Here is a 24,321-nt window from a genome sequence, read left to right as displayed (position 1 = left end):
AATTTGAAATTTTTAGCTATAATCTAGGCTGAATTTTTAATCAAAAAAGGATACATTATGAATATTTTCGAAAGAATTGTAGCAGGCGAAATTCCATGTAACAAAGTCCTAGAAAACGACGATTTTCTGGCATTTCACGACATTAGCCCAAAAGCTCCAATCCACATTTTGGCAATTCCGAAAAAATGCTATGAAAACTTCCAAGTAACCCCGCCAGAGGTCATGGTGGGTCTTAGCAGTTTTATTAAAGAAGTCGCTGTGAAAATGGGGCTAGATAAGACAGGTTATCGCCTAGTGTGCAACTGCGGCGAAAACAGCGGCCAAGAGGTCATGCACCTGCACTTTCATATCCTTGGTGGAACGAAACTTCCGTGGGATAACACAAACGGCGCGAATACGCACGATAAATTCTAAATTTACAAATTTCACAAGTCGCCAAATTTGGCGACTTTTCTGCTTTTTTAATTTTTTTAAATTTTGCTTTTTGATAATTTGGGTTAAATTTTAATACTGAATTTTAAAGTGTAAAATTTAAAAAAGTCGCCGAATTTGGCGACTTTTATTGAGGTTTGCAAGGATTATTTTGCAAGCATTGCATCAAGCATCCAAAGGCGTTTTTCATATCCGCCAAGTTTGTCTTGCGCAAAATTTGATGTTACGATATCGCCTGCTTCGTCTGCGATTTCGGCTAGTTTTTTGAACTCTTTTAGCAAATATTCATAGGCTTTTTTCACATTTTTTAGCACCTCTTCTGCGCTATAATCGTCTTTTAGATCGATTGGAGCAGAGGCTAGTTTGATTAGCTCTTCGGCTTTGATTACTGGTTTGCCACCGATTTGCAATGCTCTTTCAGCCGCGTCATCGAAAAGCACGCCAAACTCATCGTAAGCTTCCTCTGTGTAAGAGTGGATTGGCGCGAATTGTAGGCCTTTGATATTCCAGTGATATGCGTGAAATGCGACAAATAGCGCGTGTGCATCTGCTTGGATTTGGTTTAGTTGTTTTGTTACTTTTGACATTTTCATGTCTCCTTTCTTAATTTAAATTCGTCGGTATTATAAACGATAAATTTAAATAAAAAGTATCTAATTAATAAATTTTATTATTTAGAACTCTCAAATTTACAAAATTTACATATAATTAAGGCTTTATATCAAAATTTAAAGAGCGAAAATGGTAAAAGTTTTTTTAATCGAAGATGACGCAGAGTTTGCTGGATTGATAGCCGAATTTTTAGGTTCGCGGGGCATTAGCGTGGAGGCGTGCGAGGATCCGTTTTTGGCGATTAGCACGGATTTGGCGCAGTTTGATTTGGTTTTATTGGACCTGGGGCTTCCCGGCATGGACGGACTGGAAGTTTGCAAAGAAATCCGCAAAAAAAGCAAAATCCCGGTTATCGTTTCAAGCGCGCGCGCCTCGACCGTCGATAAGGTAAGCGCCCTACAAATCGGGGCTGATGACTACCTGCCCAAACCTTACGATCCAGACGAGCTATACGCGCGCATAATCTCGCTTTTGCGCAGGGCAAATGATTTTAAAGAAGAGAGCGAAAATTTAGCATTTAGCGTGGATAAAAATCTAGGCGATGTGCTGTTTAACGGCGTAAATTTAGGGCTTACGCTGGCTGAGTTTGAAGTGCTTGGCGAGCTAGTTCGCAACTTCCCAGCCGCTGTCAGCAAGGAGCAAATTTTGCGCGCCTCGCCCTCGATTGTATCGGCAAATGAGAAAAATTTGGAGATGATAATCAGCAAAATTCGCGCCAAAATCAAACCTCACAGCGAGGCAAATCACATAATCTCGCTTCGTGGCAGAGGGTATCGCCTTGCCAAATAGCGAGCAAAATTCGGCGCAAAATTCGGCGCAGGGAAATTCTCAAAATTTGACGCAGACGGGTACGCAAAAGGGCGCAAAAATTCCGACGCAAATAAATTCGCAAAACAGCGCGCAAAAGTCCATTTTCAGGCGCATTTTGATGCTTTTTTTGGTAGCGTTTTTGGGGGTAATTTTTTTGTGGTTTGGCGTGCATAGCTGGAAGGATTATCGCTACAAAGAGACTTTGCGCCTAAATTTACGGCTAAATTTGCAAAGTTTCCAAGAAGAGCTTTTAAACGCTAGCTTGCCAAGTGATGAAATTTTGGCGCAAAATGGCTTTGTTTTAGCCGAAAATTTCGGCACCAAAAACGCCAAAATCATCGAGAGCTTCGGCGATAAAAACAGCGGCTATCAGATCGTAAAATCAGGGCGCGAGGAGCTGTTTTTCATATACACGCCGATTAATTATATGGTTTTGCGCGCCTTGGATAATGACCGAGATTTCGCGGTTTTCGACATTTTTTTCTGCGTTTTGCTAGGTATTTTGGCACTACTTTTTTTCTTTTTAAATAAGGCTTTGGCGCCACTAAATTTGCTTTATTCAAATTTGCTAAATTTAAAAAACGGCGAGTTTAAAATTTTGGAAATCAAAAGCGATTATAAAGAAATTTCTCGTATCCAAAACGCCTATAACAGCGCGATTTTGCGCATAAAACAGCTTCTTGGCACCAGAGAAATGTTTAACAAAATCTTTATGCACGAGATGAAAACGCCCCTTGCCAAGGGCGCATTTTACCTAAAAAACGCTCCCAGCCCGCAAAATCAGGGCAATTTGGCTAGACTTTTTGCGCAGATAAACGAGCAGTTAGAAAATTTCAGGCTTCTTGAAAGTCTGGTTAGCTCCGAGGCGGTAGAGTGCGAGCAAATGGGCTTTAGCGAGGTTTTTGAGCGCACACGCAAAAAGCTAAATTTGCGCGAAAATGATAAAATTTGCGTTGATTTAGAGCGCGATTTTAAAATTTATGGAAGCGCCGAGCTGTGGGAGATTTGCCTAAAAAATTTAATCGAAAACGCCCTGAATTACTCGCCAAATCACGAGATTAAAATTTACGCCACGCATGGCGCGATAGTTTTCGAAAACAGCGGCGAGCCCCTAGCCAAGGACATTTCTAGCGCGAACGGCGAGTTGGAACTAAACTGGAAATTGGATAAAAGCGTGCGCCATAAAAGTTCGAGCGGGTATGGATTTGGGCTATTTATCATACAAAAAACAGCGATTTTAAACGGCTACGAAATCGCCTATTCGCACGAAAATGGTGTAAATTTTATAAAATTTATAAAAAGTGAAACAGAAGTTGCGTAAATTTGTTAAAAAATTTTTTAAATTTATCACTATATTGGCGATGATATATTTTTTACCGATAGTTTTGTTATTTTTTAGAGAGCCGTTTATCATAAAAGCGATGAAAGATGATTTGATAAATTATGAGTTGTATTATTTAAAAACCCATTATAACGCTAGACTTAAAGCACTAGATAAAAGCGATGATGAGATAGAAAAACTAACAAAAGAGTATGATAAAATTTTGGAAAAACAAAGAACTAAATTTTATAAAATTTGTGAAAAGGAAGTTAGTTACACGCTTTCGCATTTTGATTCTGTATATTTTTATGTTACTTGTAAATTTGATGATGAGACTAAAAAGTTATATTCGGATTTGCAAAAAGTTATTAAAATCAATGATGAATATCATTTAATTACTAAAAAAAAGGCTCATATAATGTTTTTTAGTATGCCTGCAATGTATTCTTATAAAGTGCAACAAAAACATTTAAATCCTGACGAAGAAATATCATATATGGAAGTTGATAAAAATATGCTTTCGGAAGCTACCGAATTGCTTGATTATTTTGAAGCAAATAAAATGGATAAAAGAATATTTGTTTATGATAAAAAACAAGAAATTTACTTTAAAATCAAATAAAGGAAACGAATTGCAAACTGCGAATTTAAAAATTAACATTTGTCTTTTGGTAGTTAGGTGTCGGCTCGCAATGACAGCAAATTTAGCGCAAGGAATTTTATGCTCGTAGATTGCCACGAAACGGCTTGCGCCGTTTCTCGCAATGACAATAGCGAGCATATCCGCGCAGTATCTCAAAGCCAGGCGCAGTATTTCAAAACTCCAAATTTATCGTAAATTTCTGCCAAAGTTAGCTTCGGTTAGCAACGCGTGGGTTTTGGGGTTAGTTTGCGCGCGTATAATCACGCTAACTTTAAAGTAAAGGAGAAAAAATGAAAAAGTTAGTTCTATCATTAGCGTGCGCGGTTTTAGCAACTGGGGCTTTCGCACAAGATCCACAAGGCGACCAAACTCCGCTTCTATGCGCAAACGCCCAGCATAAATGCGCTCCAAATTTAATGCCAAAAATGGGCGGATTTAAGGGCGGTTTCCATGAGGACTTCAAAGGTGGCGCAATGCCGTGCGCTGGCGATATGAAAAACTGCCAAGCAAAGGGGGCGAAATTTGGCCAAGGTATGAAAAAATTCCACAAAATGGGGCACAATGACCGCTACACAGGCGCGATTATGCGCGAGCTTCCACGCCTTGATCTAAGCGATGAGCAATGGGCGAAGGTGCGCAGAATAATGTTTGAAGCAAACGAAGCGCGAATCGCCAAAAAATCAGAGCCACGCGAGAATTTGCTAGAAGATATCGCTAATTTTGACAAGGCAAAATTTATCGAAAATAATAGCAAAAAATTTACCGAGCAAATCAGTGCCGAGGCTGGTGTCATCGAGGCTTTGCTTGGTGTGCTAAGCAGCGAGCAAAAGTCAAATTTGGCTAAAAATTTAAAAGAGCGCAAGGAAAAAAGAGAAGCGCAAAAAGAGCTTAAAAAAGATAAAAAATAAGCCTTCCTAAAATAATTTCATACTCCCCTAACCCTGCGAATTTCGCGGGGTTTTTTAAATTTATCACTAAATTTAGCACCAAATTTTCAAAACTGCGCAAATTTCAAAATTTAACTCGCACAAAAATATTTCGCTTCGTATTTTAAGTAACAAAAGGGTAGAATTACAAAATTTAGAATTTTTAAGGAGAAGAAATGGGAAAATTTGTGAATAATGTCGATGAATTTTTCAAATTTTGCGAAGAAAACGAAGTTAAATTTGTCGATTTCCGCTTTACGGATATGAAGGGATTTTGGCACTCTATCAGCTACAATATCAAAATCGTCGAACCAGATCAGTTCAAAAACGGTATCCCAATGGACGCTAGCTCGATGGACGGCTGGCAACCAATCGATCGAAGCGATATGCTAATGATGCCAGATGTCGAAACTGCATTTTTAGATCCATTTACCGCAGATCCTACGGCTGTGGTTTTTAGCGATATTTTCGATATTTACAAGGGCGAACTTTACGAAAAATGCCCTCGCTCAATCGCCAAAAAGGCTATGAAATACCTAAAAGATAGCGGGCTTGGCGATGAGGCGTATTTCGGGGCTGAAAATGAGTTTTTCATCTTCGATAATGTCAAAATCGTCGATAGCACAAACTGCGCTATGTATGAGATAGACACCGAAGAGGGCGAGTGGAACGACGATACGAACTTCTCATCAGGATACAATAGCGGTCACCGCCCACGCAAAAAAGGCGGATATTTGATGACACAGCCTATCGATACAGCCACTGATTTAAGGGCTGAGATGATGCAGGTTTTGGAGCAAGTGGGATTAGATGTCATGCTAGGACACCACGAAGTAGCCCAAGGCCAAAACGAAATCGGCGTGAAATTTGGCAATCTAGTCGAAATGGCTGACAATGTGCAAAAACTCAAATATGTCATCAAAATGGTAGCCCAACTAAACGGCAAAACCGCGACTTTCATGCCAAAACCGCTTTATGGCGATAATGGAAATGGCATGCATGTGCATCAATCGGTCTGGAAAGACGGCAAAAACCTATTTTACGGCGAGGGAAATTACGCGAATTTAAGCGATTTCGCCAGATGGTATATCGGTGGCGTGCTAGCTCACGCAAGAAGCGTCGCAGCCTTTACAAACGCCAGCACAAACAGCTACAAACGCCTAATCCCGGGCTTTGAGGCTCCGTCGATTTTGACATATTCTAGCCAAAACCGCTCAGCTTCTGTGCGAATTCCTTATGGCGCAGGCGAAAAGAGCGTGCGGGCTGAATTTCGCTTCCCAGATAGCACTTCAAATCCATATTTAGCCTTCGCTGCAATGCTAATGGCAGGACTTGATGGCGTGAAAAACAAAATCGAGCCAGCAGGGCCAATGGACGAAAATCTATTTAAACTCACCCTTGATGAGATTCGCGAACGCGGTATCGAGCAGTTCCCGCACACACTTCGTGGCTCGCTTGAAGCGCTGATCCGCGATAGAGCGTATCTCAAAGATATTATGAGCGACGATTTTATCCAAGCTTATCAACACATGAAATTTAAAACCCAAGTTTGGCCATACGAAGCACGCCCTACTCCGTATGAGTTTAAGATGAATTTTTCGTGCTAAGGGCGCGTGGGCGAAAGTGATTTCGCCCAAATTTCAAAATTTTGAAACTCAAACTCTTTTATAACAAAAAAGAATTTTGCCTATTTTCGCTTTTTATCGTTTTGATTTTTGCGCTAAATTTGGCGTTTAAATACCACGAATTTTGCGAATTTAAGGCAAATTCTCGCATATTTTTACAAAGCCAAATTCTAAATTCCTATGACAAAACAAACGCCAAAGGCCGCACATACACCGTGCTAAAACTAAAATCAGGGAATTTTACGATTTATACCACGACCAAAACTGGGCGCGAATTCCCACGATTCGCGCGCGTGAGTGTGGGTATCATCACGCAAAATTTGAGTTTTTTGGATTTTGTGAAGGCTAGGTTTTATGCGCCAAATTTTAAAATTTCAGCCCCATTTTACGAAAAGTCGCCCAAAACCAAAGCCATAAATTTTATTCGCGCCCAGCACGCAAACCCCCTCATAGCCGATCTTTACAGCGCGCTGTATTTTGCTACGCCCATGCCTTATGATTTGCGCCAAAACATCACGCACTGGGGGATCGCGCATATTGTTTCGATTAGTGGATTTCATTTAGGGATTATTTTTTCGTCGTTTTTCCTAATCTTTGCGCCGATTTATCGCATTTTGCAAAGGCGATTTTTCCCATGGCGAAATCTCAAATTTGACCTTAGCGTTACGGCGATTTTGCTGATGATTGGCTATCTTTTTGTGCTGGATTTCACGCCTAGTTTTTTGCGTTCGCTGGCGATGTGCGTGGTGGGATTTTTCCTTTTGTGGCGCAATTTCGAGCTTTTAAATTTCGCCAATCTCTTCCTTAGCATTGCGCTTTTGCTAGCCATTTTTCCGCATCTTGCATTTAGCGTGGGGTTTTATTTTTCCTCCCTTGGTGTGCTTTATATTTTTTTGTATTCGCACCATTTTTGGGGCAAATTTGGCACTTTCGCAAATTTGGCGCTTTTTAATCTTTATGTCTGGTTTGCGATGAATATCGCGGTGTATTTTTTCTTTCCACTGGCTTCATTTCAGCAACTTAGCGTGATTATCATCGGATATATTTTTGTGATTTTTTACCCTCTTAGCGTGGTTTTGCACCTGTGCGGATTGGGTGGGGTTTTTGATGAGGCTTTGATTAGTTTTTTAAATTTCACGCTTCCAAGCTTTAAAGCGCAAATTCCACTTCCACTTTTTGTGCTTGCAAATTTATGTGCTCTTGGCGCTATTCGCTCTAAAACCTGCGCCTTGATATGCCCTATTTTAGGAATTTTGCCGATATTTTTCATAACTTAAATTTTAAAATTTATTTTGGAATTTAAGCAAAATATACACCTCATCGCTGTATAATAAAAAGTTAAATTTTCATTTCATTTTAAGGGGTAAATTATGTTAAAGATTCCTTATGGCAACACCTTTATCGACTTTGACGAAGGGGACGCAAATGTTTTGCGCTCTAAAATCGACGAACTTAAAGCCGAGGGCAGCGGCCTAGAAATCGTAAAAAAAGCTATGGCAAACCCAATCGATAGCCCGCGATTGTGCGAGCTTGCCAAAGGCAAGAAAAACTGCGTCATCATCATCTCAGACCACACCCGCCCAGTGCCAAGCAAGGATATTTTGCCAAATATGTTTGCCGAGCTAAAAGAGGGAAATCCCGATATCGAAATCACGCTTTTAGTTTCCACTGGATTTCACCGCCCTACCACAGAGGCCGAACTTCGCGCCAAACTAGGCGATGAAATTTATGAAAGCTCAAAAATCGTGGTGCATGATTGCTTCGATCCTGATTCAAACACACAAATCGGCATTTTGCCATCGGGTGCGCCCCTCGTCATCGACAAAGTAGCCGTAGAGACCGAGCTTTTGGTATCAGAGGGCTTCATCGAACCGCACTTTTTCGCTGGATTTAGCGGCGGCAGAAAGAGCGTTTTGCCTGGCGTTTGCGACAAAGTAACCGTGCTAGGAAATCACTGCTCGAAATTCATAGATAGCGAATTTGCCCGCACTGGCGTGCTAGATGGTAATCCATTGCACACAGATATGCTAGCGGCGGCGAAATTTGCCAAACTCGCCTACATCGTAAATGTCGTAATCGACGAGGATAAAAAAACAGTCGCAGCGTTTGCGGGAAATTATGTTACAGCGCACAGAGCGGGTTGCGACTTTTTGCTAAGTTACGCCAAAGTCGAGCCAAAAATGGCAGACATCGTCATCACATCAAACGGCGGCGCACCACTTGATCAAAATCTCTACCAATGCGTCAAATCAATGACCGCAGCTGAGGCTACCTGTAACCCTGGTGGCGTCATCATCGAGTGCTCATACTGCGCCGACGGACACGGTGGCGAGGGATTTTATCGCTCGCTTAAAGATTGCGAAAGCGCGCAGGCTTTTTACGATCAATGTATGGCAACACCACAAGAAAAAACAATCCCAGATCAATGGGAGAGCCAAATTCTCGCGCGCGTTTTGATCAAACACACAGTCATCATGGTAACACGCCCTGAGATCAAAACCATGGTAGAAGATATGAAAATGAAATATGCCGCTAGCCTTGAAGAAGCCCTAGAAATGGCGCATGCGCTAGGCAAAAAGAGCCTGACTGTGATTCCAAACGGAATTTCCGTAATCGTAAAAAAATAATTTCTGCTAGGGGGCTTCGCACCCCCTGATTTTGCTTTTTTAAAATTTAATCTCTCAAATTTATCAAATTTGTCAAAATTTGTCATTGTAAGGCGACTTGTCGCCGTCGTGGCAATCTACGAGTTAAAATTACCAAAACGCGATTTCCGTGTCATTGCGAGCGAGTGTAACAAGCGAAGCAATCCAGTAAAATTTAAAATTTAAAATTCAACCTAAATTTTAGCATTGAATTATTTTTTAAATTTTAGGCAAAATTTTGCTTTTCTCGTAAGGGGGAAGGGGGCTTGAATTGCGAGGTCGCGCCCCTTCCCCCTTACAAACCCCCAACCCCCGACGACGCTTTTAAGGTGGCTAAATTTAGAAAAACTTCGTTTTTCTAAATTTAGCTGGTTTTATTTTTCGTTACGGCTTCGCCGTGCTAGATTGCTTCGCTCGTTACACTCGCTCGCAATGACACATCAAACAAAATTTACGCTCAATAGCGCATTATACACACGCCAAAATTCTCGGCGCAGTATTCCCCAGCCCTGCCACAAAACAACCAAAATTTCAAAATTTAGCGAAATTTTAAGCGTTATATTAGTTTTATTCGATATAATGCGATTTCTTATTACTTGGACAGGTGGGTGAGCTGGCCGAAACCACACCCCTGCTAAGGGTGCAGCTTCTAACCGGGGCTCGAGGGTTCGAATCCCTCCCTGTCCGCCACCAATCAAAATCCCAAAATCTACCCTTTCATTACCAATTTTCTGTATAATAGGCAAATTTTATGAAAGGTGAAATCATGAAAAATATCAAACAAATCTCACACCCCCTAATCGAGCACAAACTCTCAATCCTGCGAGACAAAAAGACAGATCCATTTCAGTTTAGAATGCTAATCGACGAGATTAGCTACCTAATGCTTTTTGAGGCAAGCAACGATTTGCGCCTAAAAGACGCGCCGATTACGACGCCTGTGGCGAAAATGACAGCAAAAAGATTAGACGAAAAGATTATGATATGCCCTATTTTGCGAGCAGCTCTTGGTATGCTAGATGCTGTCTTTAAGCTAATTCCAGATGCGAGCGTCGGGTTTTTGGGTTTTCAGCGAAATGAAGAGAGTTTGCAGGCTGAGTTTTTCTACGCAAAACTCCCAGCTGACTACAAAGAGCGCACCGCAATCATCATAGATCCGATGTTTGCCACCGGTGGCACGGCGATTGACGCGGTGAAATTCTTAAAAGAAAAAGGCGTGAAAAAGATCAAATTTATCTCTATCATCGCAGCACCTGAGGGACTGAAAAAATTCAGCGAAATCTACCCAGATGTGCCTGTATATACCGCTGCAATCGACGAGAAGCTAAACGAAAACGGCTACATCGTCCCAGGTCTAGGAGATGCTGGCGATAGGGTGTTTAATACGATGAAATAGGCGAATTTAGGCGTTTTATGACGCTTAAATTTGATTTATGGCGCGCTGGTTTGGTGCTGGCGCGCCAAAATTTTAAAATTCGCATAAATTTGGCGGGTTGTTTGCGATACTGCGCCGAAATTTAAAAATTCAGGCAGTTACTCGGACTTGCGTGTGTGCTAAATAAAAATGTGCCGTTTTGTAAGTAATAATCATATTTTGCCGACATGCCGACTTTTCGCAATAACCGCACATTTGGATTAGTGCAGTAAGAATTTAGCATTATTTGCTGATATTCGTTTTTTAGCGCTGAAATTTCGCTATTACTTAGATAATTCACATTAATCATAACATTGTAAATGTAAGTATTGTTAGCGCAAAACGCCCTTGTTATCGCAGTGTATTCATCTAAAACCATAGGCATTCTAGCGTTTAATTTATTTACCTCGTTTATAGTATATTTTCTATCGCAAATGTTTGTAGAATTTGCAAAATTCGGGCAATCTTTTGGATTTATAGTGATAGAGTGAATTAAATTTCCATTTTTGTTGTAAGTGTTATTTTTGATATAAAGCCCTATGTCAGCAAGCATTTCAAGGGTATAATTAGAGCATATACTATTTTTCGCGTATCTGTCAAATTCATCTTTTTCTCTTTGTGATGGAGTTTGGTTTGTATTTATATGACCATTTAATATCATTGTATTATTTTGACACTGGCTTTTGCTAAACCAAAAATCTCTTGTCCTTGCGTTCAAATTTATGCTATCTAGCCTGTCAATCCACTCTTTCATATATTGCTCGTCGCAAGTATCTTGCCCGAAAGCAAAGCCAAAAAATAAATTTGCGAATAAAATAGCGAATATAAATTTTTTCATTTTTAGTCCTTTATACTAAATTTCTTTTGGTTTTGGAGAATACATGGTTTTATAGGCTAAAATTTTTGGAATACCGCTTTGATATTTATTAGACTCACGCAAAATTTCTTTGATTTGTTCTGCTATTGTTTTTAAATTTTCATATTCATCAAATCTTTTATTTTCATTTTCATTGCAATAAATCCTTTCTTGGCTTAGTTTTTTGCCAAGAATTATCTCGTTTATTATTATAGGAAAACGATTTTCTTCAAACACATATTTATCAAAAATCGCCCTATATTCTTGCTCATATTTCCAACAAAATTTTTTCCTAGTCATAATGTTAATCATATTTCTATCTAAATCTTGAAAATCTCTAAACATTCCAACGCTATCTTTATATTCGACTTCATGGAGATATTTATCGTATCTTGCTTCTACTTCAAAATTTATTCTTACTCCGCGAAAACCATTTGCATAATGAGCCCACAATAAATCTTCTTTTAGTTTATGCCTTGTTTTATCATTTTGCCTAGAAAAACAACATATAAATTTTTCTTGTTTTTGCATATAAAAGCTATTTATCTTTTCCGAAATTTTATTTTTGATATACTCGATTAAATTATTGTAATCAGACTCTTCTTGAAAATCTTGTTTTATTTTCTCTAAAAAATTTTGACTAATTTTGAAATTATACCTACACTCATCAATATCATTTAATTTACTAAAATTTGGAGCATAAAGTGATGAAGTTTCTAAAATTTGTTTAAATCTGCCATTTAATCCTTGGTCGAAATCCAAACTAGTTTCTGTGTCATTATAATCTAATTGTAAAAATTTTGAAAATTGCATTTTATTCTCTCCACTTTTCAATAAAATCAGAAAAAGTATCAACCCGATCATATGCTGGATAATGTCGTATGTACATAAAGCTCTTCCTACATATTTCTAATTCTTTATGCTTAAATGTTCCAACAAACATCATCGCTATTGGTATTAAAATCACAAAATACATACGAAATGATTTTATGGTATCTTTAAAGGCAAATTTTAAATCTTGATAATATATAATTTTAATAGGTAAAATAATAAAAAGCAATGTAGCTATTGTAAAGAGAAGTAAATTTTGACACCAACCCAAACAAAAAAAACCAAAAGCAAAATGAGCACTCAAAGCAGTTATATCCATTTTTTCTCGTTTTAGTAATAAATTTACTATCACTACTATAAAGACATAAATAATCCCTATAAGTGCGCTATACATAAGCATATCCACGAATAGATTCGACTCCATACCATTACACCAAGCATATGCATAATCGCAGTAACATATATCCCTCAAATGTTCCTGATCATTTATAATATCTAATATCGTGTAATAATCAAAAAAAGGTTTATATCCTAAAAATTTAGTTAAATCCATTAAAGCTCCTTTAAATTTACCATATAACTTTTCGCATTTTTTAAAAATTCAAAGCCAAAAGTTATAAATATTTTCAAATTCTACCCAATTTTCCCTAAATTTATTCAATTTGAAGTCTATAAATATTCAATACGAATAAAAAAATATTTAAAATTCAAAGAAGTTATTCATTTTGAATATTTAGGACAAAAATGGAAATTTACGAAAAAATCGCCGAAATCGCAAAAGAAAAAAATATCAGCAAAAAAGAGCTTGTCAGGCGGATTTTATCGCTCGAACCGCACCTTAACTCCACAGGCGAAATCCCTAGCGAACCCACGCTTTACAACTACCTCAACGGCAATCGTGAGCTAAAAGTCGAGCTAATCCCATTTATCGCTCAGGCGTTAGGCATCTTCGAGCAGGAGCTTTTCATCTGCAACGAAAACGACAGGGCGAGATTTTACAACCATTTAGCCAAAACCTACGCCACGCTCGACCCTGAATTTAGCGAGCTTTTGCCCTATGCTTCGCCGATTTTGCTAAAACACATAAAGCTACTTTTGCGCGAAAGCAAAGCCCAAACCAAAAATTTAATGCAATAAATTCCAAACCCCGCAAAACCCGTAAATTTAAAACCAAATTTCTATCCCAAACTAATCAAATTTTTTCAATCAACTCTAATCAAATTTCGCTACAATTCGCCCCGAAAAAAGCAGGTCTGCTTAACTTATCAAAAAGGCAATTTAATGCCAAAATCAACCATACTTTTTATCATTTCAGGTGCCCTTCTAGGCCTTGGTGGAGCCGCGCTCGTGCATTATGGCAACCCCGCGAATATGGGCGTTTGCGCCGCGTGTTTCTTGCGCGATACAGCTGGTGCGCTCGGCTTTCACAGAGCGGCCGCGGTGCAATACATACGCCCAGAAATCATCGGCCTTATCATCGGCGGTTTTATCGCCTCGCTAATTAGCGGCGAGTATCGCACACTCTCAGCCTCATCGCCATTTACGAGATTTATCTTAGGGATTTTTGCGATGATTGGCTGTTTAGTATTTTTGGGCTGTCCGTGGAGAGCGTTTTTGCGCTTAGGCGGCGGCGATATGAGCGCAATCGCTGGCGTAGTGGGGCTATTTGCCGGGGTGGCTTGTGGCAGGTTTTTTAAGGCTAGCGGATACGAGACGGAGCGCGAAAACGAGCTTTCAAAACCACTTGGCGCCATGCCACTTATCATCGGAATTTTACTTTTGCTAGCACTCATTAGCGGGGTGAAATTCGGCGAAAACGGCGCGATTTTTAGCTCGACAACGGGCCCTGGTTCGCAACATGCGCCGATTTTTATCTCCCTAATCGTAGCCATCATCATCGGCGCGGCTATGCAAAGAAGCAAATTTTGCTCCGTTGGCGCACTTTCGCGCACTTTTAACGGCGATTTTTCTATGTTTTGGGGCATAGTGGCGGTGATCGCGAGTGCCACAATCGCAAATTTGGCCTTTGGGCAGTATAAATTCGGCTTCGAAGCTCAACCAATCGCGCATAACGAATTTATCTGGAATTTCGCCGGCATGGCATTGGCGGGGCTGTGCTTTTCGCTGTGCGAAGGCTGTCCTGGCAAACACCTAGTTCAGGCTGGAAGCGGAAATCTAAACTCTGCGATTTTCATCGCTGGCATGGCGTGTGGCGGGGCTATTGCGCATAATTTCTCGCTAGCTAGCTCGGCTAAGGGGATTAGCGAATTCGCGCCGTATGCAGTGGCGCTTGGCTTTGCGTTTTGTGCGTATTTTGGGATTTTTAGTAGGCAAAAAGCCTAAATTTGAAATTTGGCGCGATCTAACACTCGCGCCAAATTTTTAAGAAGTTAAAATTTTAATCAATGCGAATTTCGCGGTGATTACATATTTAAAAATTGGCTGTATAAATCGTCTAACAAAAAGTAGTGTTTAGGGACATTTCCGTTATAAAACGGCCCGATAGTCTCATCGTATTTTTTATCGAAATACCCTGCTTGCGAGAGCTCGAAAATCTTTTGATCGACCAATTGTAGCATATCTCTGTTGCCCTTTTGGGTGACGACGCAGTCGAAAAATGTCTCGCCGATTTTTGGGATTGATACTTCGAAATTTAGATCTAGCACCGGCACAGAGGCGACTGAAACGATATTGTGCATATACGCGTCAGCCTCGCCACGATTGACCTTGTCGTAGCAGTCTTTGTTGTTTTGGCATGGCACTGGGGTGATATTAGGGTTTTTGCGCACCCAAACATCTGAGTTGCTCTCGCCGATGACAGCTATTCTTTTGCCCTCTAAATCCTCGATTGATTTGATACCGGCTGATCTTTTTGAAACGGTTGAGAGATTGATAGAAAAATACGGCACCGAAAAATCAACCACTTGGGCGCGTTTTTCGTTTCTAGTGTATGCTGCGATTAGCAAATCGACCTTGTTGTCTTTGACATAGTCTAGGCGCTCTTTTTGAGGCACGCCTACGAACTCTATCCTGCCCTCATCGCCCAAAATAGCCTTTGCGATCTCTTTTGCGAAGTCAATCTCAAAGCCCACAAATGAGCCATCACTTTGCAATACGCTAAATGGTGCCATGTGCTCGCTCACGCCGATTCTTAAAACCTTGCTAGATTTGATTTGATCTAGCGTGTTTGCGCTGGCTACGCCAGCACCCAAGCAAGCTATGCCCGCCAATGAACAAAGAAGTTTTTTCATGATTTCCCCTTTTAACGAAATAAAGTGCGATTATAACCCGTGTTCATTAAAGCATTTTAAAATTTAAAACTAAAATTACACTAAAATTATATAAAATATAAAACTTATTGATATTATAAAATTTAAATAAGAATTTTTAAAAAATTTAAAAAAGGGGCGTAAATTTAAAATTTACGCCCAAGCAAGGGATTTTGAATCGATTTTTTCTGCGCCAAAATACTTGCCATACACATCGTTGTAGATAATTCCCAAGCACTCTTTAAATCTCGGATCCTCTTCTGCGCTAATCGCGTTTAAAACAGCTGTTTTGACGCTAGCAGGGTTTTTAGGCTCACCGCTTGTGCGAAGCGCGTCCATAAATTTGTCATAAAGCTCGTCAGCATGGACATAGCTCATCAAAAATCTCGCCTTTTGGTAAGCTGATTTTTCAAACGCCATATCGCCTACTAACGAAGGTTTATCTGTGAAAATAAAATTCTCACTTTTTTCAAATTTCTGCTCTTTTAGCTTTTGATCTACTAGCCCAAGCGCGCTAGCTAGCCCGTATAAAATGCCAGCTGGGTGCGGAGGACAGCCAGGGATAAAGACATCGACTGGAATTACGCTTTGCGCACCGCCCCACACGGCGTAACTATCGTGGAAGATTCCGCCACTTGAACCGCACGCGCCCAAGGCTACGACGATTTTTGGCTCAGGGATAGCCTCATACGCGCGCAAAAGCGGATAATACATCTGCCTAGTAACTGGCCCAGTTACGAGCAAAATATCGGCGTGGCGCGGGTTTGCGACGAGTTTGAAGCCAAATCTCTCTGGATCCCATTGTGGAGCAAGAGTGGCGAAAATCTCGATTTCGCAACCATTACAGCTACCGCAATCGACACGAAAAACGCTGAAACTTCGCCTAATTTGTTTTAAAAATTTTAATTTATCATCGCCACTACTCATCACACAATCCTTTGATAATCATTTTCTCGCATTTTCGCTGCTGTGTTTTCGCGTTTGCAAGCAGGGCAAATTTGCGTATATTCTCTGGCTAGCTTTTTGCGATCATCGCTCATATTCGAAGACGCGATTCTACTAAGCGCGGTTTGGACAAAACGCTTCGAAGTAAAGGCCTTTCCACACTGCGAGCAGTTATGCGCCTCCATAGTGCCACACACATGCAAATCAGCTCGATTGAAATTCACGCCTAGTTCAAATTTAGAACTAAGTTTGATAGCTTTTGTAGGGCAGACCTCCTCGCAACGACCACAAAAAATACACCTGCCAGTATCGTATCGCCACACTACTGATTTTTCATCTTCGATTTTGACGCTGATTGCGTTTGGCGGGCAAGCCACGCCACAAGATGCGCAGCCAATGCACAAAGCATAGGTGTATTCTGGGCGGCCTCTGAAATTTTCGCTCATTTCATACGGCGCTAACGGATAAGGCTTTGTAACAACTCCCTTTTTTTTCACTAAATCAAAAATTTTCATCTAATTTCCTTTTTGGCAAATCGCTTTAAGCTCTTTTCCGGCTAAAATTTTGCTTTTTCCGCTTTTTATATCTACTACGGTTAGCCTTTCGGTGCATGAATAACAAGGATCTAGGCTACATACGATAAGCGCGGCATCAGCGACGGTGTAGCCACGAAGCTGATGAGCTAGGGCTGGCCAGTTGCTAAATGTAGGGGCCTTGACACGCCATCTATATACTTTTTGGCTACCACTTTGCATTATCCAGTGGATATCCTCTCCGCGTGGGGCTTCGATATAACCGATTGCGTAGCTGTTTGGTTTAACCCTATAATCGCTACTTACGATGATATCGCCACCTGGCATTATATCTATACACTGCCTAATCACATTAATCGCGTCTTTTGTGTCGTGGTAGCGCACCTTGACCCTGCCATAGACATCGCAACTAGTTTCGGTATTTATGTTAAATTTGAGTTTTTTCGTAAATTCATCAGGGTAATCGTAGCGAACATCTCGCTTAAATCCACTAGCCCTAATTGTAGGTCCTACTGAGCCATAATCCCTGCCAACTTGCGGATCCAAAACGCCAATTCCCTTCCAGCGAGACATTTGTCTTTCATCATTTATGATGACTTCCCAGACATCTTCGAATTCTTGCTCGATTTTAGAGAGCAAATTTAAAATCTCTTTTATCTCTTTGGCTCTGATATCTCGTCTCATACCGCCTACGGTTACCGTGCCGTAAGTTTTCCTGCCACCTGTTAAAATTTGGGCCAAATCGAGTGTGTATTCACGCACTCTAAATACATGCATAAATGCAGTATAGTTTCCTGTAACCTCGCACGCTAAACCGATATTTAAGAGGTTTGAGTGAAGTCTTTCGACCTCTGCGCTCATTATACGGAGTGCCTGCGCGCGTTCAGGGATTTCTAGCCCCATAGCGTTTTCTGTGGCTCTTGCCATAGCGATAGAGTGCGCAAAACCGCAAATTCCACAAACTCTCTCGGCTAAAAATGCCATTTGAGTGTAGTTCATACGATTTTCAGCTAGTTTTTCCATGCCTCTGTGCTCATAATACAGCCTATAATCCGCATCTACAATCGTATCGCCGTCACAATAGAGCCTAAAATGTCCCGGTTCATCAGCCGTGATATGAAGCGGTCCAAGCGGAATGGCTTGGGTATTTACTCCCTTTGGCTTTTTAAATTCATAATCAGGCTCTATGCTTAGCGGATCTGGACGAAATTTATAATTCATCTCATCTTTTCTAAGCGGATATAAATCTAGCGGCCAATCATCACTCATAGCAAGTCTTCTTGGATCTATTAGCCCTTCTGCTCTAAGCCCAAAGAGATCAAAAGCTTCTCTTTCATACCAAACAGCAGCCTTAACGAGCGGCGTAACTGACGGATAAACAGGATCATCAGCCGGAATTAGAGTTTTAACGGTTATAAAGCATTTCTCTTCTAATTCATCATCTTGGCTAAATTTAGAACCCTCCATAGAAAGCACATAATAAAGCGCAAAATGTTTATTGATAGACCTTTCATCGTTTGCTACCATCGTCACTAACCAACCGCCGATACCATAGTATAGTTTATTTACCACAGCAGGCAGGTCGTTTCTATCGACCAAAATCGTTATTTGTTTATCGGTTTGTCTAGTGGTTTCAAGTATGTTAAATTCGCTTTCGATTTGACTAATGTATAAATCACCTATCATCTTAAATCCTTTATTAAATTCACGCTCAAATCAAGCAAATTCCAGAAAAACTCAAATTTCCAAAGTCCGAAAGCAATAACAAAAAAGCCCAAAAATATAAGCGGTAAATTTTCAAACAAACTCATCTCTTTATCGTATTTTAACTCGCTTTGGTTTTTGCCAAATGAAGCTAAGAAAAAGTGTGAAAAGTCCGCTATGAAAATAACTGCTAATGCAATCGCAAAAATAATCGCTACGACATATCGCTCTGTCAAAATTGCTTGTGTAAAAGTCATAAATTCGCTTACGAAAATCGCAAAAGCTGGAACTCCAACAAGTGAGCAAATCGAAATTCCAAAAAACACGCAAGTAAGCGGTGCAGTGTATGCTAGACCACCCATTTTGTGCATGTTGTTTGTTTGGTAAATTCTCCAAGTATTTCCCGTGGTAAGGAAAGCTAGGGCTTTTGTAAGGCTGTGAGCTAGGCAATGGAAAAGTGCTGCCGCTACGCCGATTTTTCCGCCAACTCCCAAAGCAAATGCGATAACACCCATATGAACTACGCTGTGATAAGCAAGCATGCGTTTTACATCGTGTTGAGTTACCAAGAAATACCCAGCCACATAAAGAGTAATCACACCACTTACAAGCATAGTATCCATTACAAATTCCATGCCGACTGAATTTGCGGCGATAAAATAGTATCTAATGAGAGCTAGCATTGCCACTTTTAGCACGATACCGCTAAGCACAGCAGAAGTCGGAGATGGACCTTGTGCGTGAGCGTCAGGAAGCCAAGTATGAGTTGGAACAAGACCTGCTTTTGTGCCAAATCCCACAAGAGCTAAGATAAAAATAACCTTCATCGTAAGCGGATCGATTTTTTTATCAATCAAATCCGTAAATAAAATCCCGCCGCTTGAATAAAGCAAAATAGTAGCCAGCATAGCAAATGCTAGACCAAGAGAACAGACCATTACATATTTATAACCGGCTTCTACGATTTGTTTTTTCTTGTTATAAACAACCATAAAAACACTACTTAGCGTTGTCGCTTCGACAGCCGCCCACATGATAGCAATATCATTTGCCACGGCAGAAAGTATCATAGCAAATGTCGTGATATAGGCTAAAACTAGCATTTTTTTGATTTTTTTAGGGCTTTCATCTCTCCAACCAAGATAGGTAGGAAAATATAGCGTTACCAAAGTCCCCGTAATGCCGATGATTGTCAGATAAATTCCACCCAAGCTATCTAAAAACAGCATTTTATTTAGCGCGAAAAGTGGCGAATATCCTATAAGCGAAATAGCTTTAAAAATAACCGCACAAATAATTAGCGCAAAGGCTAAATTTGCGACTTTTATCTTGTTATCAGGCACGAAATAAATCAACGCCGCAAATATTAACGGCAAAATAAGCAATAAACATATTATCATACTCAACCCTTTAACTCGCTGGCTAAATTCGTATTTTGGCTACCAAAGACCTCTTTGTATCTAACTGCCAAAATAGCCATAATCGCGATTCCAAACACAGCGTCGCTTAAAATTCCAAGTTCGACTAGCGAACTAGCATTACAAGCGTTTGTGGCTAAATTTAGATGAACCGCGTTTTCTATCAAACAATAAGCCAAAATTTGTTTTAAAAACGACCTTCTTAAAATAAATCCGCAAACCCCAATCCAAAATGTAAAAATCGCAGCACAAATGACAAATTCATTTTGAATAATTGCAAATTTCATAAAGATTGGCGTCAAAAGATAAGCTAGCCCAATCGAAAAAGCAAAAGCTATCACAGGCGATAAGAAAAAGCCAGTGTATGGGTCGTTTTCGTGCTTTTCATCGATTCTAATAAGTGTAAAGAAAAGTATCGCAGGCACCAAAATCACCTTGGTAATGACCGCGATTATCGCCCACGAATACAGCTCGCCAGCTCCAAATTTGGCCGCCATGATAAAAAATAGTGTCACCAAACAAAGGGTATTTAACGCATAAAGAGAAATTGAAATTCTATAATCCCTAAACGAAAATACCGCCAAAGAAATCATCATTAAAAGTATTGCAAACACTTCCATATCAAACCCCCGCAGCAAACAAAATCACGCTTAAAATGCCAAGTCCTAGCATCCACGAAGCGTTTAATTTCAAAGTCGAAAGCATTGCATACCTAGGACCGAAGTTATCAATTAGCACAGCAAGCGTTGTGGCTAATTCGACCAAGATTATCGTAAAAATGCAATCTAAAAGCAAATTATTAAACCCAAATGGGATAAAAATTTTAACAAACAGGCAAATTACAGCAAATTGTTTTAACATAGCACCAATGTCGATGAGTGCTAAATCTCTACCGCTAAATTCAGCCACGACACCTTCTTGGACCTCTTGTTCTGCTTCTGCTATATCAAAAGGCTTTCTTGACATTTCGATATAAACAGCCCATAAAAACACAATCCCAGCGACTATAAACGATGCTTTTGCGCCGATTTCGCCATTTATCACAGCTTGGTGAATTTTGACCAAATTTGTATCGCCAAACATCGCACAAACCACGATTACACCGCAAATCATAATAGGCTCAGCATAAAGAGCAAGCATATTTTCTCTGTTTGCTCCGATTGCCGCAAATGGGTTTAGGCTATCAAATGCCGCTAAATTTAGAATAACTCTAAATGCGACAAGCAGATACACGATGACGATCAAATCCGAAACCGCCTCGCACCTAGCAGCCGTTAGCATTACCAAAAATGCTCCGATTGCCACGAGCAAATACGGCGTCCATTTAAAGACAAAATGGGCTGAATTTGGAGCTGTTCGCTTTCTGCGCAAAAGTTTTAACAAATCATAATAAGTTTGCCAAATCGGAGGTCCTTGACGAGACTGGATTTTTGCACGCAAACTTCGACAAATACCGTCAAATAGTGGCATCAAGGCAAGAGCTAAAAGTAGTTGTAATATCATAGTTTGCCTCCAAAAAAGTAAAATATTCCCACGCCTAAAATGCCAAGATAAAGCACCATATAAAATGCGTAAGTCGCACTCTTGCCATTTTGCATAATGGCGATTTTATCGGCTATTTTCATATTTATATCAATTATAGGCTTATAGATATATTCCATAAAAACATCTTTTACGACAATGCTGTAAGAGCTGCCTTTTTTGCGCATTTTTATGCACATAAATTTAGCCAAAACTCGTCTTAAATCGCCTACGGCTGTGTTTGAATTTGGCAAGAAATCATTGCTAAATTTAAATCCGTTCGCCCATGGATCGCTTAGTTTTGGTTTATCAAATGGCGATTTAAAAGCTAGCAAAATCACAAATGGCAAGATTAGCATAGCAATCAAACATAGCCAAAGCAATGAAAACGATAGCGTCGCTCCACTATCTGATACTGGCATAAATGACCAAATTTTGCTTACAAACATAGGCGATGAAAGAGCCAAAATCACGCAGAAAAGCGCCAAAATTACCATAGGCACGAGTGAGAAAATCGAAGCCTCCCTATACTCGCCTTTGGCTTTGCCACTAAATATTAATCCGTAAAATTTAACGAAGGCAAACGCACAAAGCACACCAGCTAGCGTCAAACCGATAGTTGAAAGCGCAAAAACTAATCTTGAAATTCCAGGATCTGTTTTTGATAAAAGTGCTTTATATATCAGCCACTCGCTCGCAAAGCCGTTAAATAGCGGAATTGCGACTATGCTCAACACGGCTATTAGCGAACAAAACGCAGTGATTGGCATAAATTTTGCCAAACCGCCCAAAGAGTTGATTTTTAGCTTTTTGCTTGCATTGTAGATATTTCCAGCAGCAAAGAACAAAACAGCCTTGAACACGCTGTGATTTAAGCTATGTAAAATCGCACCAGCCAAACCAAAGGCTGCTAAAATATTATTTGCAGTAGCAAGCCCATAAAGTCCAGCACCAAGTGCTAGCAGGATAATTCCCATATTTTCGACAGAACTATATGCGATTAGTTTTTTATACTCGTTTTGAAGCGCAGCAAAAATGATACCCCAAACAGCACCAAATGCGCCCAAAATCATCATAGCTAAGGCAAAAGAGGCAGGAATTTTGGCAATTAACATAAATTTAATCAAACCAAAAATCGCGACCTTACTCATCGCAGAACTAAATAACGCTGAGACATTTGAATTTGCAAGAGGATATGCTAGCGGGCTCCACACATGAAACGGTGCAAGACCAGCCTTCGTGCCAAATCCGATGAAAAGCAAAATGCAAATAAATAAAGATGAAGCATTGAAATTCCAGTCGCTAAAATGCAAACTTCCAGCACTATGCGCCATAATCAAAAACGCTATAACGATACAAAACGCGCCCACTTGCGCCACGCCAAGATATAGCATAACTGTGAAATTTGAACTTGGAGTGTCGTTGAATTTGAGCATTAGCGCAGAAACTAGCGTCATTAACTCCCATAAAACCACGAATCCAAAGACATCGTTACTACTAATAACCATTAGCATGCTTAGCATAAAAAAGCTAAAAAGCGCAGATTTTACAGCGAAATTTAACTTGAAATTTTGCAAATATCCAAGCGAATAAATCGCACTCATCGCGCCTATAAAACATACTATAAAACTAAAAAATGCACCCAAAGGCGTTAGCAAAAAGCTTGGTTCAAACAAAAATCCCCTAAGCACAAATTCGCTACTTCCATGCAGTTGCGATAGGAAATACAGCGCGCCCACTACCGAAATAGCGGCATTTGAAATAAATCCAAAATACAAAGCAGTCTTTTGCGAATTATAAAGAGCTAAGCTGATAACGCCTATTAATAAGTATGAAATAAAAATAAATTCAAGCATTGTCATCCTTATTATCGTTAGATTTCAAATTCGGATTTTTTGCCCCTTTGCTCTCTTTTTTCGGTTTAGAGGCTACTTTTTGCGGTTTTATCTCATCACTAGGCTTAGCTTCTACTTTTGGCTCGGTTTTTGCTTCGACCTTTTGAGGAGCTGGTTTTTGGACTACTTTCTCAGCTGGCGCAGGAGTTAGGGCAGGAGCTGTTTGTGAGGCTAGTTTTTCAGCTGGTTTTTGATCTGGCGCACTCTGTGGCGCAGAAGCCGTATCAAGAGCCACTTTTTCAGCCACTTTTTCAGCTGGTTTTTCAGCCACGCTCGCTTCTGGCGCAGGTTTTGGCGCAGGTGGAGCCATGAACTCGCTTAGATCAACATCTCTATCGCTGATAGCCTTGATGAAATTTTGCATATTTTCCGTATTTTTGAGTTTTTTTCCGATTTTATGCTCTGAATTTGAATCTAGCATTATAATCGCACCTTTTGGACAGGCTTCGACACAGGCCGAGCCCTCCTCTCTACCATCACAAATATCGCATTTGACAGCGAGACTTGGAAATCCCGGTTGGCTAAGATAGTTCGCGTCTTTTTCGACTCCAAAAACACCAGTGCTATCTAATGAGACGGCGCCATACGGACAGGCTACGGTGCAAAGCCCACAGCCGACGCATAAATGCTCATTGAGATGGACAAAATCTGTTAAATTTTGCAAAGCACCGCTTGGGCAAACTACGGCGCATGGAGCATCGTCGCATTGGCGACATTGGTTTGTAGAAGAGGTTTTTTCTACTTTGAATACTCTAATGCGTGTAATTCCTAGTTTGCCGCGTTTTATAGATTCTTTAACACAAGCCTTCTCGCACGCCTTACAACCTATGCAAAGCTCCGGATTTGTGATTACAATTTGATGAATTTTACTCACACGACAGCCTTTTCAAAGAAATCTGATAATTGACATGTAAATTTATC

General features: G+C 40.2%; 24 protein-coding genes and 1 tRNA gene. 12 read left to right on the top strand and 13 right to left on the bottom strand.

All coding sequences use genetic code 11. The features are described 5' to 3' along the window. Positions 1-57: 57 nt before the first annotated feature. A complete protein-coding gene (locus tag PF027_RS01280) occupies positions 58-414 on the top strand; it encodes a histidine triad nucleotide-binding protein (RefSeq protein ID WP_270862264.1) in 357 nt (118 codons plus the stop codon). 164 nt (positions 415-578) lie between these two features. Here PF027_RS01280 and PF027_RS01275 read toward each other — a convergent pair whose 3' ends face one another. Beyond that, positions 579-1,019, bottom strand: a complete 441-nt coding sequence (locus PF027_RS01275) for a Dps family protein (protein ID WP_270858336.1) — start codon at positions 1,017-1,019, stop codon at positions 579-581. Positions 1,020-1,173: 154 nt separating this feature from the next. Here PF027_RS01275 and PF027_RS01270 point away from each other — a divergent pair, with 154 nt between their 5' ends. From PF027_RS01270 to upp, 9 genes are all read left to right on the top strand, one after another. Further along, positions 1,174-1,833 (top strand): response regulator transcription factor, encoded by a 660-nt coding sequence (locus PF027_RS01270; protein WP_270862263.1) that lies wholly within the window; start codon positions 1,174-1,176, stop codon positions 1,831-1,833. Beyond that, on the top strand, positions 1,805-3,175 hold the full coding sequence (locus PF027_RS01265; RefSeq protein ID WP_270872164.1) for a hypothetical protein: 1,371 nt from the start codon (positions 1,805-1,807) through the stop codon (positions 3,173-3,175). Before PF027_RS01270 ends, PF027_RS01265 begins: the two co-directional genes overlap by 29 nt. A 100-nt stretch (positions 3,176-3,275) precedes the next feature. Next, positions 3,276-3,797 carry a hypothetical protein gene (locus PF027_RS01260; RefSeq protein ID WP_270872163.1) on the top strand — a complete coding sequence of 174 codons (522 nt, stop codon included), beginning with the start codon at positions 3,276-3,278 and terminating at the stop codon, positions 3,795-3,797. A gap of 311 nt (positions 3,798-4,108) precedes the next feature. Next, complete coding sequence (locus tag PF027_RS01255) at positions 4,109-4,726, top strand: hypothetical protein (RefSeq protein WP_270872162.1); 618 nt, start codon at positions 4,109-4,111, stop codon at positions 4,724-4,726. Positions 4,727-4,920: 194 nt separating this feature from the next. Further along, positions 4,921-6,351, top strand: a complete 1,431-nt coding sequence (gene glnA / locus PF027_RS01250; RefSeq protein WP_270869704.1) for a type I glutamate--ammonia ligase — start codon at positions 4,921-4,923, stop codon at positions 6,349-6,351. 41 nt (positions 6,352-6,392) lie between these two features. Further along, positions 6,393-7,646, top strand: a complete 1,254-nt coding sequence (locus tag PF027_RS01245) for a ComEC/Rec2 family competence protein (protein WP_270872161.1) — start codon at positions 6,393-6,395, stop codon at positions 7,644-7,646. A gap of 93 nt (positions 7,647-7,739) precedes the next feature. Next, a complete protein-coding gene (larA, locus tag PF027_RS01240; RefSeq protein ID WP_270868435.1) occupies positions 7,740-8,996 on the top strand; it encodes a nickel-dependent lactate racemase in 1,257 nt (418 codons plus the stop codon). A 616-nt stretch (positions 8,997-9,612) separates the two neighbouring features. Beyond that, a tRNA-Ser gene (locus PF027_RS01235) sits at positions 9,613-9,704 on the top strand. Between the two features lie 76 nt (positions 9,705-9,780). After that, positions 9,781-10,410: a uracil phosphoribosyltransferase gene (upp, locus tag PF027_RS01230; protein WP_270868537.1), complete on the top strand. Its 630-nt coding sequence runs from the start codon at positions 9,781-9,783 to the stop codon at positions 10,408-10,410. Positions 10,411-10,531: 121 nt separating this feature from the next. Here upp and PF027_RS01225 read toward each other — a convergent pair whose 3' ends face one another. Genes PF027_RS01225 through PF027_RS01215 form a run of 3 tightly spaced genes read right to left on the bottom strand, consistent with a single transcriptional unit; the run spans position 10,532 to position 12,668 of the window. After that, positions 10,532-11,266 (bottom strand): hypothetical protein, encoded by a 735-nt coding sequence (locus PF027_RS01225; protein ID WP_270872160.1) that lies wholly within the window; start codon positions 11,264-11,266, stop codon positions 10,532-10,534. Positions 11,267-11,281: 15 nt separating this feature from the next. Then, the gene (locus tag PF027_RS01220; protein WP_270876817.1) at positions 11,282-12,097 is read right to left on the bottom strand and encodes a hypothetical protein; all 816 of its coding nucleotides are present in this window, start codon (positions 12,095-12,097) and stop codon (positions 11,282-11,284) included. Between the two features lies 1 nt (position 12,098). After that, positions 12,099-12,668: a hypothetical protein gene (locus PF027_RS01215; RefSeq protein WP_270872158.1), complete on the bottom strand. Its 570-nt coding sequence runs from the start codon at positions 12,666-12,668 to the stop codon at positions 12,099-12,101. A 191-nt stretch (positions 12,669-12,859) separates the two neighbouring features. Here PF027_RS01215 and PF027_RS01210 point away from each other — a divergent pair, with 191 nt between their 5' ends. Further along, positions 12,860-13,252: a helix-turn-helix domain-containing protein gene (locus PF027_RS01210; RefSeq protein WP_270872157.1), complete on the top strand. Its 393-nt coding sequence runs from the start codon at positions 12,860-12,862 to the stop codon at positions 13,250-13,252. A 144-nt stretch (positions 13,253-13,396) separates the two neighbouring features. Beyond that, positions 13,397-14,458, top strand: a complete 1,062-nt coding sequence (gene yedE / locus PF027_RS01205; RefSeq protein WP_270872156.1) for a YedE family putative selenium transporter — start codon at positions 13,397-13,399, stop codon at positions 14,456-14,458. Between the two features lie 80 nt (positions 14,459-14,538). On the opposite strand, the gene PF027_RS01200 is transcribed toward yedE, so the two are convergent. The 9 genes from PF027_RS01200 to PF027_RS01160 form a co-directional block, all read right to left on the bottom strand. Next, entirely contained in the window at positions 14,539-15,366 is an 828-nt protein-coding gene (locus tag PF027_RS01200; RefSeq protein ID WP_270877296.1) for a transporter substrate-binding domain-containing protein, read from the bottom strand. 171 nt (positions 15,367-15,537) lie between these two features. Further along, positions 15,538-16,311: an NADH-quinone oxidoreductase subunit B family protein gene (locus PF027_RS01195; RefSeq protein WP_270872154.1), complete on the bottom strand. Its 774-nt coding sequence runs from the start codon at positions 16,309-16,311 to the stop codon at positions 15,538-15,540. Next, a complete protein-coding gene (locus PF027_RS01190; protein ID WP_270870892.1) occupies positions 16,311-16,844 on the bottom strand; it encodes a 4Fe-4S dicluster domain-containing protein in 534 nt (177 codons plus the stop codon). Before PF027_RS01190 ends, PF027_RS01195 begins: the two co-directional genes overlap by 1 nt. Further along, positions 16,845-18,548, bottom strand: a complete 1,704-nt coding sequence (locus PF027_RS01185) for an NADH-quinone oxidoreductase subunit C (protein WP_270872153.1) — start codon at positions 18,546-18,548, stop codon at positions 16,845-16,847. Further along, on the bottom strand, positions 18,545-19,966 hold the full coding sequence (locus PF027_RS01180) for a proton-conducting transporter transmembrane domain-containing protein (RefSeq protein WP_270877295.1): 1,422 nt from the start codon (positions 19,964-19,966) through the stop codon (positions 18,545-18,547). Before PF027_RS01180 ends, PF027_RS01185 begins: the two co-directional genes overlap by 4 nt. Before the next feature lie 2 nt (positions 19,967-19,968). Further along, positions 19,969-20,604: a hydrogenase 4 membrane subunit gene (gene hyfE, locus PF027_RS01175; protein ID WP_270877294.1), complete on the bottom strand. Its 636-nt coding sequence runs from the start codon at positions 20,602-20,604 to the stop codon at positions 19,969-19,971. 1 nt (position 20,605) lies between these two features. Beyond that, entirely contained in the window at positions 20,606-21,487 is an 882-nt protein-coding gene (locus PF027_RS01170; RefSeq protein ID WP_270862241.1) for a respiratory chain complex I subunit 1 family protein, read from the bottom strand. Then, entirely contained in the window at positions 21,484-23,361 is a 1,878-nt protein-coding gene (locus PF027_RS01165) for a proton-conducting transporter transmembrane domain-containing protein (RefSeq protein ID WP_270872150.1), read from the bottom strand. The genes PF027_RS01170 and PF027_RS01165 overlap by 4 nt, the downstream gene beginning before the upstream one ends. Further along, positions 23,354-24,274: a 4Fe-4S dicluster domain-containing protein gene (locus PF027_RS01160; RefSeq protein ID WP_270872149.1), complete on the bottom strand. Its 921-nt coding sequence runs from the start codon at positions 24,272-24,274 to the stop codon at positions 23,354-23,356. The genes PF027_RS01165 and PF027_RS01160 overlap by 8 nt, the downstream gene beginning before the upstream one ends. Positions 24,275-24,321 lie beyond the last annotated feature (47 nt).

Source organism: Campylobacter sp. VBCF_01 NA2, from assembly GCF_027797205.1.
Taxonomy (GTDB): Bacteria; Campylobacterota; Campylobacteria; order Campylobacterales; family Campylobacteraceae; genus Campylobacter_B.
This window is presented reverse-complemented; position numbering and strand designations above follow the sequence as displayed.

What these genes read in the sequence shown, in the direction of transcription:
- PF027_RS01280 (WP_270862264.1), top strand. Translation starts at nt 58, where the DNA reads ATGAATATTTTCGAAAGAATTGTAGCAGGCGAAATTCCATGTAACAAA.
- PF027_RS01275 (WP_270858336.1), bottom strand. Translation starts at nt 1,019, where the DNA reads ATGTCAAAAGTAACAAAACAACTAAACCAAATCCAAGCAGATGCACAC.
- PF027_RS01270 (WP_270862263.1), top strand. Translation starts at nt 1,174, where the DNA reads ATGGTAAAAGTTTTTTTAATCGAAGATGACGCAGAGTTTGCTGGATTG.
- PF027_RS01260 (WP_270872163.1), top strand. Translation starts at nt 3,276, where the DNA reads ATGAAAGATGATTTGATAAATTATGAGTTGTATTATTTAAAAACCCAT.
- PF027_RS01255 (WP_270872162.1), top strand. Translation starts at nt 4,109, where the DNA reads ATGAAAAAGTTAGTTCTATCATTAGCGTGCGCGGTTTTAGCAACTGGG.
- glnA (WP_270869704.1), top strand. Translation starts at nt 4,921, where the DNA reads ATGGGAAAATTTGTGAATAATGTCGATGAATTTTTCAAATTTTGCGAA.
- larA (WP_270868435.1), top strand. Translation starts at nt 7,740, where the DNA reads ATGTTAAAGATTCCTTATGGCAACACCTTTATCGACTTTGACGAAGGG.
- upp (WP_270868537.1), top strand. Translation starts at nt 9,781, where the DNA reads ATGAAAAATATCAAACAAATCTCACACCCCCTAATCGAGCACAAACTC.
- PF027_RS01225 (WP_270872160.1), bottom strand. Translation starts at nt 11,266, where the DNA reads ATGAAAAAATTTATATTCGCTATTTTATTCGCAAATTTATTTTTTGGC.
- PF027_RS01220 (WP_270876817.1), bottom strand. Translation starts at nt 12,097, where the DNA reads ATGCAATTTTCAAAATTTTTACAATTAGATTATAATGACACAGAAACT.
- PF027_RS01215 (WP_270872158.1), bottom strand. Translation starts at nt 12,668, where the DNA reads ATGGATTTAACTAAATTTTTAGGATATAAACCTTTTTTTGATTATTAC.
- PF027_RS01210 (WP_270872157.1), top strand. Translation starts at nt 12,860, where the DNA reads ATGGAAATTTACGAAAAAATCGCCGAAATCGCAAAAGAAAAAAATATC.
- yedE (WP_270872156.1), top strand. Translation starts at nt 13,397, where the DNA reads ATGCCAAAATCAACCATACTTTTTATCATTTCAGGTGCCCTTCTAGGC.
- PF027_RS01200 (WP_270877296.1), bottom strand. Translation starts at nt 15,366, where the DNA reads ATGAAAAAACTTCTTTGTTCATTGGCGGGCATAGCTTGCTTGGGTGCT.
- PF027_RS01195 (WP_270872154.1), bottom strand. Translation starts at nt 16,311, where the DNA reads ATGAGTAGTGGCGATGATAAATTAAAATTTTTAAAACAAATTAGGCGA.
- PF027_RS01190 (WP_270870892.1), bottom strand. Translation starts at nt 16,844, where the DNA reads ATGAAAATTTTTGATTTAGTGAAAAAAAAGGGAGTTGTTACAAAGCCT.
- PF027_RS01185 (WP_270872153.1), bottom strand. Translation starts at nt 18,548, where the DNA reads ATGATAGGTGATTTATACATTAGTCAAATCGAAAGCGAATTTAACATA.
- PF027_RS01180 (WP_270877295.1), bottom strand. Translation starts at nt 19,966, where the DNA reads ATGATAATATGTTTATTGCTTATTTTGCCGTTAATATTTGCGGCGTTG.
- hyfE (WP_270877294.1), bottom strand. Translation starts at nt 20,604, where the DNA reads ATGGAAGTGTTTGCAATACTTTTAATGATGATTTCTTTGGCGGTATTT.
- PF027_RS01170 (WP_270862241.1), bottom strand. Translation starts at nt 21,487, where the DNA reads ATGATATTACAACTACTTTTAGCTCTTGCCTTGATGCCACTATTTGAC.
- PF027_RS01165 (WP_270872150.1), bottom strand. Translation starts at nt 23,361, where the DNA reads ATGCTTGAATTTATTTTTATTTCATACTTATTAATAGGCGTTATCAGC.